At 67.4% G+C, this 16,086-nt stretch carries 16 protein-coding genes; 9 read left to right on the top strand and 7 right to left on the bottom strand.

Annotation, left to right across the window (positions count from 1 at the left end; translation table 11 throughout):
- Positions 1–27 precede the first annotated feature (27 nt).
- The gene (locus QMK34_RS27450) at positions 28–843 is read right to left on the bottom strand and encodes a class I SAM-dependent methyltransferase (protein WP_326417355.1); all 816 of its coding nucleotides are present in this window, start codon (positions 841–843) and stop codon (positions 28–30) included.
- Positions 844–888: 45 nt separating this feature from the next.
- Positions 889–1,644, bottom strand: a complete 756-nt coding sequence (locus QMK34_RS27445; protein WP_326417353.1) for a phytanoyl-CoA dioxygenase family protein — start codon at positions 1,642–1,644, stop codon at positions 889–891.
- 699 nt (positions 1,645–2,343) lie between these two features.
- On the opposite strand from QMK34_RS27445, the gene QMK34_RS27440 reads away from it, so the two are divergent.
- Together QMK34_RS27440 and QMK34_RS27435 are read left to right on the top strand one after the other, a co-directional pair.
- Positions 2,344–3,093: an SDR family NAD(P)-dependent oxidoreductase gene (locus QMK34_RS27440; RefSeq protein WP_326417352.1), complete on the top strand. Its 750-nt coding sequence runs from the start codon at positions 2,344–2,346 to the stop codon at positions 3,091–3,093.
- Positions 3,090–3,761, top strand: coding sequence for a hypothetical protein (locus tag QMK34_RS27435; protein WP_326417350.1), 672 nt, complete (start codon positions 3,090–3,092; stop codon positions 3,759–3,761). Before QMK34_RS27440 ends, QMK34_RS27435 begins: the two co-directional genes overlap by 4 nt.
- A 194-nt stretch (positions 3,762–3,955) precedes the next feature.
- Here the strand turns inward: QMK34_RS27435 and QMK34_RS27430 are convergent, their stop codons facing one another.
- The 5 genes from QMK34_RS27430 to QMK34_RS27410 all read right to left on the bottom strand — a co-directional run bounded on the left by QMK34_RS27430 (position 3,956) and on the right by QMK34_RS27410 (position 8,104).
- The gene (locus QMK34_RS27430; protein ID WP_326417348.1) at positions 3,956–4,525 is read right to left on the bottom strand and encodes a hypothetical protein; all 570 of its coding nucleotides are present in this window, start codon (positions 4,523–4,525) and stop codon (positions 3,956–3,958) included.
- Complete coding sequence (locus QMK34_RS27425; RefSeq protein ID WP_326417346.1) at positions 4,522–4,830, bottom strand: hypothetical protein; 309 nt, start codon at positions 4,828–4,830, stop codon at positions 4,522–4,524. The genes QMK34_RS27430 and QMK34_RS27425 overlap by 4 nt, the downstream gene beginning before the upstream one ends.
- A gap of 634 nt (positions 4,831–5,464) precedes the next feature.
- Positions 5,465–5,818, bottom strand: a complete 354-nt coding sequence (locus QMK34_RS27420; protein WP_326417344.1) for a peptidase inhibitor family I36 protein — start codon at positions 5,816–5,818, stop codon at positions 5,465–5,467.
- A 190-nt stretch (positions 5,819–6,008) separates the two neighbouring features.
- Positions 6,009–7,355, bottom strand: coding sequence for a 6-phospho-beta-glucosidase (locus QMK34_RS27415; protein WP_326417343.1), 1,347 nt, complete (start codon positions 7,353–7,355; stop codon positions 6,009–6,011).
- On the bottom strand, positions 7,352–8,104 hold the full coding sequence (locus QMK34_RS27410) for a DeoR/GlpR family DNA-binding transcription regulator (protein ID WP_326417342.1): 753 nt from the start codon (positions 8,102–8,104) through the stop codon (positions 7,352–7,354). Before QMK34_RS27410 ends, QMK34_RS27415 begins: the two co-directional genes overlap by 4 nt.
- Before the next feature lie 122 nt (positions 8,105–8,226).
- Here QMK34_RS27410 and QMK34_RS27405 point away from each other — a divergent pair, with 122 nt between their 5' ends.
- From QMK34_RS27405 to QMK34_RS27375, 7 genes are all read left to right on the top strand, one after another.
- A complete protein-coding gene (locus tag QMK34_RS27405; protein WP_326417340.1) occupies positions 8,227–9,267 on the top strand; it encodes a carbohydrate kinase family protein in 1,041 nt (346 codons plus the stop codon).
- Entirely contained in the window at positions 9,264–10,601 is a 1,338-nt protein-coding gene (locus QMK34_RS27400; protein ID WP_326417338.1) for an extracellular solute-binding protein, read from the top strand. The genes QMK34_RS27405 and QMK34_RS27400 overlap by 4 nt, the downstream gene beginning before the upstream one ends.
- Positions 10,588–11,463: a carbohydrate ABC transporter permease gene (locus tag QMK34_RS27395; protein ID WP_326417335.1), complete on the top strand. Its 876-nt coding sequence runs from the start codon at positions 10,588–10,590 to the stop codon at positions 11,461–11,463. The genes QMK34_RS27400 and QMK34_RS27395 overlap by 14 nt, the downstream gene beginning before the upstream one ends.
- A complete protein-coding gene (locus QMK34_RS27390; protein WP_326417334.1) occupies positions 11,460–12,266 on the top strand; it encodes a carbohydrate ABC transporter permease in 807 nt (268 codons plus the stop codon). The genes QMK34_RS27395 and QMK34_RS27390 overlap by 4 nt, the downstream gene beginning before the upstream one ends.
- 5 nt (positions 12,267–12,271) lie before the next feature.
- Positions 12,272–14,821: a sugar-binding protein gene (locus tag QMK34_RS27385; RefSeq protein WP_326417332.1), complete on the top strand. Its 2,550-nt coding sequence runs from the start codon at positions 12,272–12,274 to the stop codon at positions 14,819–14,821.
- 68 nt (positions 14,822–14,889) lie between these two features.
- Positions 14,890–15,096 carry a hypothetical protein gene (locus tag QMK34_RS27380; protein ID WP_326417331.1) on the top strand — a complete coding sequence of 69 codons (207 nt, stop codon included), beginning with the start codon at positions 14,890–14,892 and terminating at the stop codon, positions 15,094–15,096.
- Positions 15,096–16,086 (top strand): sodium:solute symporter family protein (locus tag QMK34_RS27375; RefSeq protein WP_326417330.1); only part of this gene is annotated, 991 nt, incomplete at its 3' end. The genes QMK34_RS27380 and QMK34_RS27375, both read left to right, overlap by 1 nt.

The raw sequence follows: 16,086 nt of genomic DNA, 5'->3' as shown, positions 1-16,086 counted from the left end.
CTCTTTTCCAGTAGCTGGAACAGCCCGTCAGCGCGGTAGGTGGCGTTTACCCTCCGCGCGCTTGGCCAGGTCCTCCCGCAGGTAGTCGACGTGGCTGCGGCGAGGGCCGGAGTACTGCTCCAGTTCGTCCTGCAGGTAGGTCGGGTAGCTAAACGCGCTCCCGAGATCCAGGCCGTCGACGTCGATCGGTGTCGCCGGGTCGACGGCGAGGAACCACCGCTGATCGAAGGGATGCGGCCAGTCCAGGTGGACACACGCGAGCCCGGCCTCGCGCACCAGCCGCGTGATCGTGTCCTTGGTGTACTCGGTGACCCAGGGATAGACCCAGTCGTCGCCGACGTGATCCGCCTCGCCCTCCAGGAAAGTCCCCACGAGAACGGATCCGGCGTGCAGGACCTCCCGCGCCTGTGCCAGGCAACGCGAGATCTGCACCGCGGGCGCGTGCGTGAACACCGAGTGGACCATGACGTAGTCGAACTGCCTGCCGAAGGTGGTCAGCGTGTAGTTGTCGTCATTGCTGAAGGTCGGCTGCTTCCCGGCGAGCAGGCCATCGCCGAGATGAGCCTGCTTGCCGTCTTCGAGTGCCCACGCGGCGGGCTCGATCCCGTAATAGTTTCCCGGCCGCAGGTACATGACCGACAAGCGGCCGCCCCGCAGCGAGCCACAGCCGACGTCCAGCAGGGCGTGGTGCTCACGCAGGCCGAGTGTGGCCAGCGCGCAGAACTGCAGCGCGCCGATCCGGTCGTAGTATTCGGGCGGCCCCACCCAGGCGCGATAATGGTGGCTGCCGATCTCTTCGCCGTCGCCGAAGTCGTTGACGAGGTCAGAACTGGTGGACGTCATGCACCGATTTCCCTTCAGGTTTCCGGAACGCCGCGCGACCGCGGCTCAGCTGTGCGCGAGCAGGGCGTCGTCCGCGAGCACGGTGATCGCGCGGCGGTCGCGGGCGGCGAGGTGATCGGGAGGCGGGTCGTCGGTCGGCGACGGCGCGTTCTCGACGCTGTTGTAGGTGATGTAGAGAACACGCCGTTCGAACGGCGAGACGTTCGAAGACGAACCGTGCACGGTGTTGCCGTCGAAATAGAGCACCGACCCGGCGGGTCCCTGGGGAACGTCGATCCCGTTCTCCCGGCAGACGTCCGCGATGTCCACCCGATCAAGCACACCGCTTTCGGTGGTCGGCACGGCGGCCCGGTGTGAACCGGGGACGAGGAACAGCGGGCCGTTCACGGCGGTGACGTCGTCGAGGAAGACCGCCGCGCTGAGCACTCGCGGCGTAGGCAGGTGGTCCCGCGTCCGCCAGAAAGCGTAGTCCTGGTGCCATGGCCAGCCCTCCCCGGTCTGCGGTGTGTTGAGCGTGACTTTCGTCTGATGCACGTACACGTCGCCGTCCAGCAACTGCCGGGCGGGCTCGAGCACCCTTGGCAAGCGGACCAGCACCCGGTACGCGTCGCTTCCTTGATGAACGCCGTACACCAGCCGGACCGAGTGATCGCCTTCGTTGGTCAACGTGGCTTCATGAGCCGGGTCCAGCAACGGGGAAAGCGCTTCCCGCAGCACTTCGATCTCGGACGGCGACAGGAGGCCGGGCAGGAGCAGATAACCCTTCGCCCAGTACTCGTCCAGTTGATCAGCTGTCAGCACTGAGAACACCCTTCTCTCCGATGAGCAGGGTTCGAACAACCGGATCGACACAAGTGGCCCCAACCAAGTGGCCCCAACCAAGTGGCCCCAACCAAGTGGCCCCAACCAAGTGGCCCCAACCAAGTGGCCCCAACCAAGTGGCCCCAACCAAGTGGCCCCAACCAAGTGGCCCCAACCAACCAAGTGGCCCCAACCAAGTGGCCCCAACCAAGTGGCCCCAACCAAGTGGCCCCAACCAAGTGGCCCCAACCAAGTGGCCCCAACCAAGTGGCCCCAACCAAGTGGCCCCAACCAAGTGGCCCCAACCGGATGTTAAAACGGTATTACCAATGCGAAGGTATCAGCCAATTCCCGGACCGTCAAGAATGCGCCAGAGCCCTAATGTGCGCACACTTGCCACGGTGTGAACAAATCGTCATCACCTACCATTCTTTTGCAAAGCCTTCGGGTGCAGCCTGCCCAGGGCACGCGACGGTGTCAGCCGTCGCCCGCCCGGCCTCGCCCTCACCTCGCAAATCGCACTCGAAATCCACCCACCCGGCTCTCGAATATTTCAGAATCGGACGACCGGGCAGGCCTTCGGAGACTGGTGGTTTTACTCACTCCCATCGGCTTTGGCGGCCGTTAAGAACTCTTCTCCGAACAAGACCAAGAGGTTGGTAACGTCAGCGCCACCCTCGGGTGAAGGAGGCGGTGACGATGGACAGCTCCCGGATAGCCGGGTCCGTCGCGCTGATCACCGGCGGCGCACGCGGGACAGGCGCGACCATCGCCCGGCGGCTGGCCGGTCTCGGCACGACCGTGGTCATCGCCGACGTCGACACCGTCATGGGACGAGCGACCGCGGCTGCCATCGACGGGCACTTCGTGGAATGCGACGTCCGCGGGTGGGCGGAGAACTCGGCGGCGGTCAGCGAAACCCTGCGCAAATACGGCAAGCTCGACCTGGTCGCACTCAATGCCAGAGCCGATGCCGCGTTCCGGCCGGGCGAGGCCTTCGACGTGGCAGGCTACCGGCGGTCCATGTCGGTGAACCTCGACGGAGTGGTGTACGGCGCACTCGCGGCCCTGCCCGCGCTACGCGGGTCCGGCGGCGGCGAGATCATCGCCACGACGAGCGTGGCCGACCTGCTGCCCGCCACGTCCGACGCGGTGTACGGGGCGAGTCAAGCCGCCGTCGTCGGCTTCGTCCGCGCACTCGGCCGACGGTGGGCGGAGCACCGGGTGCGAATCAACGCCCTGTGTGTCGGCATCGCCGAGGCGGAATACCTCGACACAGCGTATGACACAGTGCACGAAGCCGAAGTCGCCGACGCTTTCTTGTCCGTCCTCACCGGTGCCGGCACTGGTGAGTCGTGGTCCGTTCTGCCCGGCGCGGCCCTCATGCCGTTCACCTTCGGCGAGAGTCCGGTCGAGCAGGAACCCAGCACCGAAGGAGGCAGGCGGTGACACTGCTCGTCGAAGAAGACGTCACGACCAGGCTGGTCAGATCGGGCAGGCCGGACGTAAATCCGCTGTCCGCCACGCTCACGGACGATCTGTCCACCCTGCGCGCGACGGCCCGTCTCGGTCTCCGCCAGCTGGAAACGAGGTTGACCGGCCGACACCCCGTCCGAGGTTTCTCGGACCGGCCCATCAGCCTCGGTGAACTCCGGCTCACGATCGAGCGTGCCCATAAGCTGCTCCAGCCGGACCGCCGTCCCGAGACCGCGGTGACGGCGAAAGCGAAAACGCTGGTAGCCGCCTACAACGTGACAGGCCTGCCGCGCGGTCTGTATTCCTTCGGTGAAAACAAGATATCCAGCACCGGGCCGGATTCGCGCACTTCGCTACCCGCGTTGAAAACCGCGTGTGTCGAGGCTCCCGCCCTCATCCTGGTCTGCTGTGATTTCCTGAGCGCCACCGATCCCGTCCCTTTCGGTGACCTACTCACCGCGGCCGGGAATTCGGGGTACGCGCTGTGGCTCGCCGCTCGGTTCATGGAGCTGGGCTGCGTGGTCCGCGGGAGCTCGATGGCGCGAGCGACCGAGGCGGCCAGGAAGCTGAGCCCTGGCCTGCGCCACATGCTGACGGTGGCGATCGGTCACGAACGGACGGTGCGATCCCGCAAGGCGTAACTCAGAGAGCCGTATTTCAGAAGGCGTCCGGAAACTGATGTCATGTCGTCCAGTTTGGCGCCTGGGGCCGCGTCCCCTTCAGTCGCCACCCCAGGCTTGCCGTGTGCCCTGATGGGAGCCTTCACGGCGTTTAACGCTGTCATGGTGGCCTTCAGGGCGTCGTCCTTTCAGAGAGCGTATTCAGAGAGCCGTATTCAGAGAGCATCGACGAGCGCGATCTGGACCGCGTCGGCGTTGCCCGGCCGGTACCCGAGTTCGCTGGGGTCACGGAGCCAGCTGAGCGAACCGGCGGGGACCTTCGTGGGCGGCAACGCGACACACGAGGTCGCCGGCATCATGCCCACGAGCAGATCGTCCCGCAGCTCTTTCCTCAGCGGCGTCTGGCGGGACACGAGCAGCCGGGCGCCGAAGGGACCCAGGATGACCGGGCAGCGCCGGATCGCCGGATGGTGCCGCTTCAGTGCCCTGACCACGAGACTCCTCGGCGCGGTGAGCACCGCGACGTCCTCCTCCGCCCTGATCAGCACCCCGTACGGGGCCACCGACCACCACGACCAGACCTCACGCGCCGAGCGCAGTGTCCGGCCGGACAAGGTGACCGGGACCAGGCCGTCGACGAAGCTCGGGCAATGCCCGAGGGTGTAGCGCCTGCCGTTCCACACGGAACCGGGGACGACACCCCAGCCGTTCGCGACGTACTGCAAAGCCTCCCCGCGTACGGCGCGACATCGCTCGTCGGCCCACGGTGACGCTGGCGTTCTCACGCTCCGATCCCCCGCCAAGGGCCTTTCACGGTCACCACGCGGCGCCACAGTGGACGGTGCGCGGCGGGACGACGGCGGGGCTCCGGGACAGGGGGAGCCACCACGGCGTGGCACGCCTCGCACACGCCGCCAGGCTCGGCGGCCATCGACGCGGCACCGAACCACAGGCCGCAAAGGGCGAGGAAAACGCCGCCAGCCGCGATACCACAGGCGAGCCCGGTCTCGGAGACCGCATGATCGACCGGTTCTTTCGCGGCGGTGATCCAGGTCAAATGGCCGCGGACCGCACTGTTCTCCTCAGTCATTCTTCCTCGCTCCCATCTCTGCGAGCTATCCCCGGCACCAGTCTGGCGGCAACGCTAACAGCAAAAGCGCGTTCCAATAAGCTGTTCACGCGCTATCAAGCGGGATCGGCCATCGTATTTTGGCGATTCTTTTGTTGCACGTTGTTCCGCCGACGACGGATGCATGTTCCGCTGCACGAGCACCCACGCCGTGCTCATCCGGCTTCAGCCCGGCCAGACCGGCGTACCGCGGGAGGCCGACTCGGTTCGCCGCTTCGCCGGGGCCGGAACGTTTTCCGGCGACCTGGCGGCCGTGTCGTCAGCCGAAACGGAGACGGAACTCGACAGCGGCCGGGCGCCACCTCCAGCGCGGGCAGAGGCTGGGTGTCGTCGTGGAACAGGGAGGGCCGCGACGCCGAAAGATCGGCTTGCGCCCGCGGCTCATCGTCGGAGATCCGGTGTCTCGGACGCGGACAGCGTATTCCCCGTGGAAAACCGCACAAGCTGCCAGCTAATCATGGGAAAACGGATACCGGCATGCCCTGTGTACCACCCGAAAAACCATCCCTGTCCCAGGGAAAAGGCCGTGCCAGGAGCCGAAACACGGATCCTGACACGGCCGACGTTCCCTGTCACACCCCGAGACAGGGAGCCACTATGACCAATTGCTGTTGAAGTAGTCACCACCGGCGTGGTACTCGCCAGGGTAGATCGGCGTGCCGCCGTCCGAACAGTTCGAACCGTGGAAGACCTCCACCGTCACGCCACTGCGATTCCAAACCGAAACTGCTCTGAACGGCGTCTCGCCGCAACCGTCTCCGTAGCTGGGGTACATGCGATCGAAGCGACCGCTGTAGTTCGATCCTTGCCAAATGCAGAACTGGCCCTCGTTGCACTGCCCCGCGCTGGCGGGAGCGGCGGAAGCAGTCCCACCACCGAGCACGAGTACTGCCGAGGCGGCTGCGGTGACAGCCGTTACCACGAGGGCCTGACTCAGGTACTTTCGCAAGATTTCTCACCTTTTGGAATTCGAATTATCGGAATTTGCCAGCAACAAAGTATCGACAGGATTTGGGGCAGTCAACCGGCGATGGTGAAATAGCCTGGTTGGCACGGTGGTAATTTATCTATCATGATCCCGGCCATCGGGGAGTTCTTCCTGCTCGACGCGATGGACTTTGCCCCGCGAACTCGAGACATCACCGGAACCGGGCAAGGTCGGCCAGTTCGGGAAAGGCACGGCAATAGCCGTCCAGTGCCCGTTCGGCGGCCGCGACCGAATCCACCAGGGGATGGGTGACCATGGCGTACAGCGCCTGCTCGCGGCTTCGGGTGGTCGCCGCGCGGATGGCGGCCCGTTCCGCGGCTCTCACCTGATGCATGAGGCCGAGGCTGTGGTGGTCCACAGTGGCCACCGGCACCGGGCGCGGCCCCTTGGCGTCCACCGTGCAGGGAATCTCGACCACCGCGTTCTCGTCCATTCCTGGCACGGCGCCGCCCGCTCGCACGTTGAGGATCTGCGTACTGGGACGATCGGTCATGAGTGCGGCCATCAGGGCGAGCGCGACCTGCTCGTAGCCTCCGCCGTCGACGTCACACGCCTGGCGCTCCTCGGCACCGGCGACAGCCCTGGCTTCGGCCAGATAAGTGCTGTCACGCTCCGCTCGCGTGGCCTGCCACGTTCGCAGCGCGACGTCCGGTGCATCCTCGACGCGCAGGTAGAAGGATTGCTGCTGGGTCCGCAGGAACTGGCCGCGGGTCACGTGCTGCTGCCTCATTTGCTGGAGTGTTTCGCGCCGGAAGTAGTAATAGTGCAGGTACTCGTTGGGAATGGCGCCGAGTGCGCGCAGCAGGTTCGGGCCGAAGAGTTTGCCCTCCTCGAACGAAGTCAACGCGGCTTCATCAGACAGCAGCTCAGGCAGCCTGTTGTCGTCGCCTGCCCACACGGCTCGCAGCCAGCCGAGGTGGTTCAAGCCGAGATAGTCGAACCGGAGGTCCTGAAAGGGCAGGCCCAGCGCGCCCGCGACGCGACGGCACAGACCGACCGGTGAGTCGCAGATGCCGATCACGCGGTCGCCGAGCACCGACGACATCGCCTCGGTGATCACCCCCGCGGGGTTGGTGAAGTTGATGACCCACGCGTCCGGCGCCAGCGCGGCGATCTTCCTGGCGATCTTCAGCGCCACCGGAACGGTGCGCAGCGCGTAGCAGATGCCGCCGAGCCCCACGGTCTCCTGCCCGATCAGGCCCTGCGCGAGCGCCACTCGCTCGTCGACGCACCGGCCGTGCAGCCCACCGACCCGGATGGCGGAGAACACCACGTCCGCGCCACTGAGGGCCTCGGCCAGATCCGTCGTCGCGCGCACCCGTGGCCGCCAGGCCCGTCCGGCCGCCTGCTGATCGAGCACCGCGCGGATCGCTCGCAGCCGATCACCCGCGAGGTCGTGGAGGACGAGTTCGTCGACGATGCGGCCGGGATCGGACAGCAAACTCTGGTGCACCAAGGGAACCCGAAATCCACCCCCGCCCAAGATGACCAGCTTCATGCCTCGATCACGGTGACCCCGCCCTCTCTCATCAGTCCGAGCACCGGCACTCCCGAGCCGGCATTCGTCACCAGGATGTCGATCTCCGGGATGCCGCACACCCGGCCCAGCCCCCGCCCGGGGAACTTGCCGGAATCGGCGAGCAGCACCACCTGGTCCGCGGCGGCCAGCATGGCGCGCTTGAGCGGGACCTCGACCACGGTGTCGTCCATGACCGAGCCGTCGGCCCGGACTCCGCTGGTTCCGAAGAACAGCCGGTTCGCACGCACCTGCCGCAACGCGTCCTCGGTCAGGAACCCCACCGTGGAACGATAGTTGCGCCGCACCATCCCGCCCAGCAGGACCAGATCCACCGCGTGATCGTCGGCCAGTTCCTCGTAGACGGCGAGATTGCTGGTCAGCACCGTGATGGCGCGGCCGTGCAGTCTGCTGGCCAGCAGGTGGACCGTCGTGCCGATGTCCAGCAGCACCGAGTCGCCGTCGCGGATCATCGTGGCGGCGGCATCGGCGACCGCCTCCTTCCCGCCGAATTCAGCGCGGGCGACCTGCCGGAAGGAGGGTTCGGCCGCCGGGTTCAGCACCGCACCGCCGTGCACCCTGCTGAGTCTCTCCTCCTGTTCGAGGACGATCAGGTCACGCCGGATGGTCGCACTGCTCACTCCCAGCTGACGGGAAAGCTGGGCGGCCGACACCGTCCCGTCGCGGGCGAGGATGCGGAGGATTTCGGCGTGACGCCGCTGCGAAAGCACAAAAAGACATTATCATTCATTTCGCTGCGTATCGGCTGCTCTTGCCGATTATTATTAGTCACACCTTGTCATTCTTGTGCTTTCCGGTGCAGACTGCACGAGTTCGGAGAGGAGCTCAACCGATGCCAGATCCCGCCGAGCCGGAGTTGGACGTTTTGCTGTCCGGCACCGTGTTCCTCGACATCATCTTCGCTGGATTACCCCAGCTACCAAAGTGCGGAACCGAAGTATGGGCCACCGGACTGGGCTCCAGCCCCGGCGGAATCGCCAACCTCGCCGTCGCGCTGCGCCGCCTGAATTTGCACACTGGGCTGGCCGCGGCATTCGGCGAGGACGCTTACGGTGATTTCTGCTGGGAGGTGCTCGCCGGACAGGAAGGTGTGGACCTCAGCCATTCACGCCGTTTCTACGGCTGGCATTCACCGCTGACGGTTTCGATGGCGGTGGAAAGAGATCGCAGCATGGTCACGCACGGCCATCCGGCCCCGGTGACCGCTGACGACCTGTTGACGCCGCCACCCCGCACCCGGTCTTGTTTCGTGCACGTTGACCTCCACACCGACAACTGGGTACGCACCGCGAAAGAACAGGGTTCGTTGCTGTTCGCCGACGTCGGCTGGGATCCCACCCAGCGCTGGGAAGCTGCCACTCTGCGGCAGATGCTCGACGGGTACGACGTCTTCCTGCCCAACAGTGTGGAGGCCACCGCCTACACGCGTTGCGACGATGTGAAGGCAGCCGCGGCGAAGCTCGCGGAGATCGTGCCGGTGGTCGTGGTGACCCGCGGCTCGAACGGTGCCTACGCGGTGGACTCCGCCACGGGCGAAACGGCGGAAGTGCACGGCTTGAACGTCGCCGCGCTGGATCCGACCGGCGCCGGTGACGTCTTCGGCGCCGGATTCGTCGTGGGCACCTTGGCAGGCTGGCCGCTGAGCGACCGGGTCCATTTCGCGAACGTGTGCGCCGCGTTGTCCGTCCAGCATTTCGGCGGTTCGCAGTCGGCGCCCGGGTGGAGCGACATCGCGGCGTGGTGGAGCCTCGTGGGCAGGCGGGACGAGAGCGCGTTGCAGGGGTACGCGTTCCTCGACGAACTCCTGCGCAGCCGGGGCGAAACGCGGGTGCGGCGGGCGAGCGCGACCATCGGCCTGCGAGGTATCGCGTGAAGAAGCTCGCGTTCGCCGCGCTGGCCGCGATGTTCGTCCTCGCGGCCTGCGCCCCCGGTTCCTCCGGCTCGCGACCGGTCAACCGGCAGGCAGGCGATGTCAAGAAGGACGTCGCCGCCATGGGGCAGGTGACGCTCACCATCTGGGACCAGGAAGTTCGTGGTGGCCAGGAAAAGCAGATCACCACACTGAACGAGCAGTTCCAGCGTCGCTACCCGAACGTGCGTCTCAACCGGGTCCCGCGCTCGTTCGACGACTTGCGCAGCACCCTCAAACTCGGCCTGACCGGCAACGACGCCCCCGACGTCGTCCAGGTGAACAACGGCAAGCAGGACATGGGCGCGTTCGTGAAGGCCGGGCTCCTGTTGCCGCTCAACGGCTTCGCGCGGGCTTACGGCTGGGAGCGGCGGTTCCCCGAGCCGGTGTGGCGGCTGGCCACCTACCCGGACACCGGAGACGTACTCGGTGAGGGCAACCTGTACGGCGTCCCCCAGACCGGGGAACTGGTCGGCATCTACTACAACAAGACGATCCTGGCCAAGCTCGGCCTGCAGCCACCCAAGACCTGGGGCGAGTTCGACGCGACACTGGCCAAGGCCAAAGCCGCCGGTGTGCTGCCGATCCAGCTCGGGAACCTGGACAAGAGCGCCGCACCGCACCTGTTCACGCTGGGCATGCACCGGTTCGGCGGCCCGGACGAGCAGCTCGGACTGGCGACCGGGCGCCCCGGTGCGTCCTGGAAGACCGAAGCGAACCGGATGGCCGCGCAGCAGTTGCTCGACTGGGTCGGCCGGAGCTATCTGACGCCGGGGTTCGCCGGTCTCAAGGGCGACGACTCCGCCGCGAAGTTCACGAAGGGCGAAGGGCTCTTCCATGTGGACGGCACGTGGCTCATGCCCGACCTGCGGTCCTCCATGCACGATTCGGTCGGTTTCCTGCTTCCCCCACCGCAGTCGAACGGCGAGGTCAGCGTGACCGGCGGGACCGGGATCCCCTGGGCTATCGGTGCGAAGACCAAGAACCCGGACGCGGCGGCGGCCTACCTCGACTTCATCACCTCGGCCGAGGCCATGAAGGTCCAGGCGGAGAACGGCGGCCTGCCCGTGTTCGACGTGGCGGGCCAACCGGCGACGGGCTTACAGCGGGAGGTCTTCGACGGCTGGCTGAAGGCGTCCTCGTCGAACGCGATGATCCCGTACCTGGACTACGCCACCAACGACGCCTACGAAGTGGTGACGGGCGGCGTCGAGCAGCTGATGAGCGGCCAGCTCACGCTGAACGGCTTCCTGGACAAGTTGCAGGCGGATCTGGACGCAAGTCATGGCGGCCGGTGAGCCACGCCGGGTCGGATATCTGTATATTCTGCCCGCTTTCCTCGTCTACGCCGTCTTCCTGCTGATTCCGTTGCTGCACAGCGGATGGCTGTCCTTGTTCGACTGGGACGGGCTGACCCCCGGCCGGTGGATCGGGCTGGGAAACTACGCGGCACTGGTCGACGGCGAAGGCGTCATCGCGGCCTTCGGCCATGTCGCTGTTCTCCTCGTCTTCTTCGCCGCGCTGCCGGTATCGATCGGTTTGGTCCTCGCGACCGCGCTGCACCGGTTCGAGGTGCGGGGGCTCGCCTTCTTCCGGACCGCGTTCTTCCTGCCGCAGGTCGTCGCGATGGTCGTGGTCGCCGTCGCGTGGCAACGCATCTTCTCGCCGGACGGCGCGCTGAACGACGTCTTGCGAGCCGTGGGGCTCGACGGGTTGGCCCATGCCTGGCTCGGCGACTCGAGCACGGCACTGCTCGCCGTCGGCGTCGTCGGGACCTGGGTGCAGACCGGGCTGGCCACCGTGCTGTTCCTCGGCGGCATCGGCAAGATCCCCGGTGAGCTGTTCGACGCCGCCCGCCTGGACGGTGCCCTGGCACGGACCGAGTTCCGCGCCGTCATCCTGCCCGCGCTGCGCGCCGAGATCGGCGTCGCGCTGACGCTGACGGTCATCGCGGCGCTGCGCACGTTCGACCTCGTGTACATCATGACCCCGCTCGGCGGGCCGGGCGGGTCCACCACCGTGCCCGCGTACGAGATCTACCACCGCGCGTTCCAAAGTGGACAGGTCGGCTCGGCCGCCGCGATCGGGATCGTGATCACCGTGCTCGCTTTCTCCATCACCTTCGCCATCACGCGGATCACCGGAGGACAGCGAGCATGAAAACCTCCAGGGCGGAACGCGCGGGCACGTACACCGTGCTGATCGTCTTCACCCTCTTCGCGTTGTACCCGATGGCGGCGATCCTGGTCACCGCACTGCGCTCGACCGAACTGGGCCAGGGCGGAATCCACTGGGAGAACTTCGCGGCGGCCTGGACCGAGGCCAGATTCGGCAGCTACCTGACGTCGAGCCTGATCGTCAGTGTCGCCGTGGTCGTTTCGACGGTGGTGCTTTCGGTACTGGCGGCCTACGCCTTCGGCACCATGCGATTCCGCGGCCGCGGCCTCCTCTTCGCGCTGCTCCTGCTGGGGTTGACCGTGCCAGGGGAGGCGGTCGTCGTCCCGCTGTACTTCGACCTTCGAGACCTCGGGCTCACCGACACGTACTTCTCCCTGATCCTCCCGCAGGTCGCGCAATCGGTGGCCTTCGGTGCGTTCTGGATGCGCACCTATTTCGCCTCCACCTCGCGGGCCGTGGTCGAGGCGGCCCGCCTCGACGGCGCCGGGCACTGGCAGACGCTCTGGCGGGTGCTGCTGCCGATGGGACGTCCGGCGCTGGTGACGCTGGTGGTGCTGGTGTTCATGTGGACGTGGAACGAGTTCCTGCTCGCCAGGGTGATGATCACCAGCGAGGCACTCCGCACCGCGCCGCTCGGCCTGCAGTTCTTCTCCGGCAAGGCCACCACGAGCGTTTCCCTGCTCGCCGCCGCGTCCGTGCTGGTCGCGTTGCCGGTGGTGCTGCTCTACCTGTTCCTTCAACGGCACTTCATCCGCGGGCTGGTCGACGGCTCGCTTAAGGGATAGACGACATGGTCAAGAAACCTGTGATGCGCTGGGCTGTTCTCCTGCCGGTACTGGCACTCTTCTTCGCGACACCCGTCACCCGGGCTTCGCAGGGATCGGGTCCCGCACACCTCGACGTGCTGTACGTCGGCGCGCACCCGGACGACGAAGCCTTCAGCCTCGCCACGTTCGGCAGGCTGAACGCCGAACACCGGCTCCGCACCGGGGTGGTCACCATCACCCGCGGCGAGGGCGGCGGGAGCGCCGTCGGCCCGCAGGAGGGCCCGGAGCTCGGCATGATCCGGGAGGCGGAGGAACGCCGCGCGGTCGCCAAAGCGGATATCGGCGACGTGCTCAACCTCGACAAGCCGGATTTCTTCTACACCGTCAGCTCACCGCTGACGGCACAGGCCTGGGGCCAGGAGGACACTCTCGGCAAGCTGGTCCGGGTGATCCGCGAGACGCGGCCGAAAGTGGTCTTCACCATGGATCCGGCGCCAACGCCTGGCAACCACGGCAACCACCAGTTCGCGGCGCGGCTGGCCATCGCGGCCTACCACGCGGCCGCCGACCCTTCCTCGTATCCGGAGCAGTTGACGGGCGAGCACCTGCGGACCTGGGCGGTGTCACGACTGTTCACCGACGGCTTGCGGGGAGGCCGGAACCTCGGCCCGGCCTGCGTCGGCGACTTCACCCCCGACGAGCCCACCGACCGGACGTGGGGTGTCTGGCCGGGACGGCGGTCCCCGGGTGGCGAGACCTGGGCGCAGGTGGAGAAGGAGGCGCAACGGGAGTACGCCAGCCAAGGCTGGGCGTCCTTCCCGGACGCTCCGAAGGATCCGGCGCAGCTCGGCTGTGAGTACTTCACCCAAGTAGCGAGTCGTGTGCCCTACCGCGTGGACAGCAGGGACGCCGATGGGCTCCTCGAAGGCGCGCTCCTGCCGGGGGCACTCCCGCTGGGCACGACACTGTCCGCCGAACCCGCCCAGTACACGATGACCCCGGGTTCATCGGTCAAGGTCGGCGTCACGGCATCACCCGGCCGTGTGTCGCTTTCGGCGCCCGCAGGCTGGACGGTGACCGGCGGCGGCCGGGAGTTCACCGTCACCGCCCCTGCCGACGCCCAGCCGGGCAAGGTCCGGCTACCCGTCACCCTGTCGCGGGACAACGGACGGTCCGGGAGCAGCGAGGCGCTCGTTGAGGTCGTCTCGCCCGTGGTCGCCGAGCCCGCGCTGCTGCCGCAACTGGCCGAGTACCAGGACTGGGCACGCGCGGCGGGACATCCGGAGCTGGCGGACCGAGTACCCGCGGTTCAGGCGATGCCCGTCGGCGGCCGCCGCGACCTCGACATCACCGTCCGGAACCGGGGACAGCAGGCCTACTCCGGCACCGTCGGCATCACGCCGCCCGCGGGCTTCACCGCCGGAGCGGACCAGCCGTTCCAGAGTTTGGCGCCGGGGGCGAGCAAGACGGTCCGGTTCTCCGTGCGCAACACAGATGCCGCGCTGCCGACCGGAATGCGGGGCGGCGATCACCAGTACACCGTGCACGTCAAGCCGGACGGGGCTCTGGCAGGGTCGGCGCGAGGGGCGTTGGAGCTGGTCCCGTCCACGACGGTGCCCATGGCGGCGGTCGCACCCCAGATCGACGGCGTCGCCGGATCGGGTGAGTACCCCGGGCCGCCGCTGAACGTCTCGTCACGCTGGGAAGGCACCGAATGCGCGTCCACTCAGGACTGTTCCGCGACGGCGCGGCTTTCGTGGCGGGACGACACGCTCTACGCGCTGGTCACGGTCACCGACGACAAGCTCGGCACCCGACTCGACGCGGTGACGGACTGCAAGCGGCACTGGCGCACCGATTCGATCGAGCTGACGGTCGACCCGCGGGGCACGTCGGAGAACACGTCGACCACGTTCAAACTCGCGGCGCTTCCGGTCACCGCCGGCGGGCCGCCCTGTGGGGTCCGCGACGCGGACAATCGCCAGGGCGCGGCCACCGGCGTGCGGGTGGCGTCGAAAGTCAGCTCGCCCTACCACGGCTACAGCGTCGAGGTGGCCGTGCCGATGTCCGCGCTGCCCGGGGCGATCGATCCGGCCGGCGTCGGGCTGAACGTGCTGGTGTACGACTCCGACACCCAGGACAAGACCGGCAAGACCCGGCTCGGCTGGTCGACTTGGGGCGGGGTGCAGGGCGACCCGTACCGCTGGGGCCGGGCCAGCCTGCCGGGCTACACGCCACCCGCGGACCGGCCGGTCGCGCCGCCCGCGCCCGTCCTGCCGCTCGAGGTGCTTGCCTCGGTGGACTCACCGCAGTCGATCGACCAGGCGGTGCGCACGGGCTTCCCGCTCGGCGGTGCCCCGGCGGCCAAGCCGGTGTGGCTCGGCCCCGGTTTCCTGGCCGCGGGGGAAAACGGCACGGCACATGTGTTCACTGTGGACAACACGGGCAAGGTGCTCGATCGCCGGGTGATCACGGTGTCGCCGGGCTTGACCCCGCTGCCGGAAACCACCGGCCGGATCCTGGTCGGCTTCACCAACCCGAACGGGGGAACGTCGGCCGCGGCCACCCGCTGAGCGGGCGCGCTGAGGTTGACTTCCGCTCTGCACCTTGTCTCGGAGACCACGCACCAGAGGAGGCGCCGATGCGCCCTTACCACCTGATACCGGCGATCCCGGCGCTCGCGCTGGCGCTGATGCCGTTCCTGCCCTTCGTCAACACGACCGGCTTGTGGCTCGGCCTGCCCAGAATGCTCGTCTGGGGCGCCGCCTGGTGCCTCCTGTGCACGCCCGCCCTCCTCGCGGCCGAGCGGCTCATGCGCCGGGAGCGACCGGACGAGGGGGACGAGTAATGACCACGATCCTCGTCATGACGTTCGCCGGGATCGCCCTGATCGGCGTGCTGGGCTTCGCGGGCCGCCGCAGGCCGACCGCGGACTTGGCCGAATGGGCTGTCGGCGGACGGAAGTTCGGCCCGCTCGCGATGTGGTTCCTGCAGGCGGGGGAAATCTTCACCACGTTCACCTTCCTCGGCATGGCGGGGCTGGCGTTCGGCGGCGGGGTGGCCGCGATGTACGCGCTGCCGTACGTCCCGATCGGCTACATCCTGCTGTTCTTCCTGGCCAGAAGGCTTTGGACGCTGGGAAAGCGCAACGGCTACCTCACACAGGGAGACTTCCTCGAAGACCGGTACGGCAGCAAGCTGCTCGGGACGGTCTCAGCCGTGCTCGGCGTGCTGTTCGTGCTGCCATATCTGCAACTGCAGATCACCGGGCTGGGCCTGATCGTGCGGCTGGTCACCGGCGACGCGGCGTCCAGCACCTGGTCGATGGTGGCCGGTTCGGTGCTGGTGGTGGCGTTCGTGCTGTGGGCGGGCCTGCGCGGGGTGGCGACGACGTCGTACTTCAAGGACGGGATCATGCTGGTCGTGCTGGTGGTGCTGATCATCGCCGTTCCGGCCCACTTCGCCGGTGGGATCCCCGGGGTGTTCCGCAAGATCAGCGAACTGCACCCGCGGCTGCTGACCATCCACTCCGGACCCCAGGACCAGACCTGGTTCATCACCAGCATGCTGGTCTCGGCCATCGGCGTCGGCCTGATGACCCTGCCGCACACGTGGCCTGCCACCATGTCGGCCCGCGGTCCGGATGTGCTGCGCCGCAACTACACCTGGATGCCCGTTTACGCCATCTGCTTGCTGCTGCCCATGATCCTCGGGTTCGCCGCGGTGCTGACGCTGCCGAAGACGACCGACCCCAACGGCATCCTGTTGACGCTGAGCGGGCAGGCCCTCCCGGCGTGGGCGACCGGGCTGGTCGTGGTCGCGGCGATCACCACGGCGA

Origin of the sequence: Amycolatopsis sp. H20-H5 (assembly GCF_035828755.1) — a bacterium.
Lineage (GTDB): Bacteria > Actinomycetota > Actinomycetes > Mycobacteriales > Pseudonocardiaceae > Amycolatopsis.
This window is presented reverse-complemented; position numbering and strand designations above follow the sequence as displayed.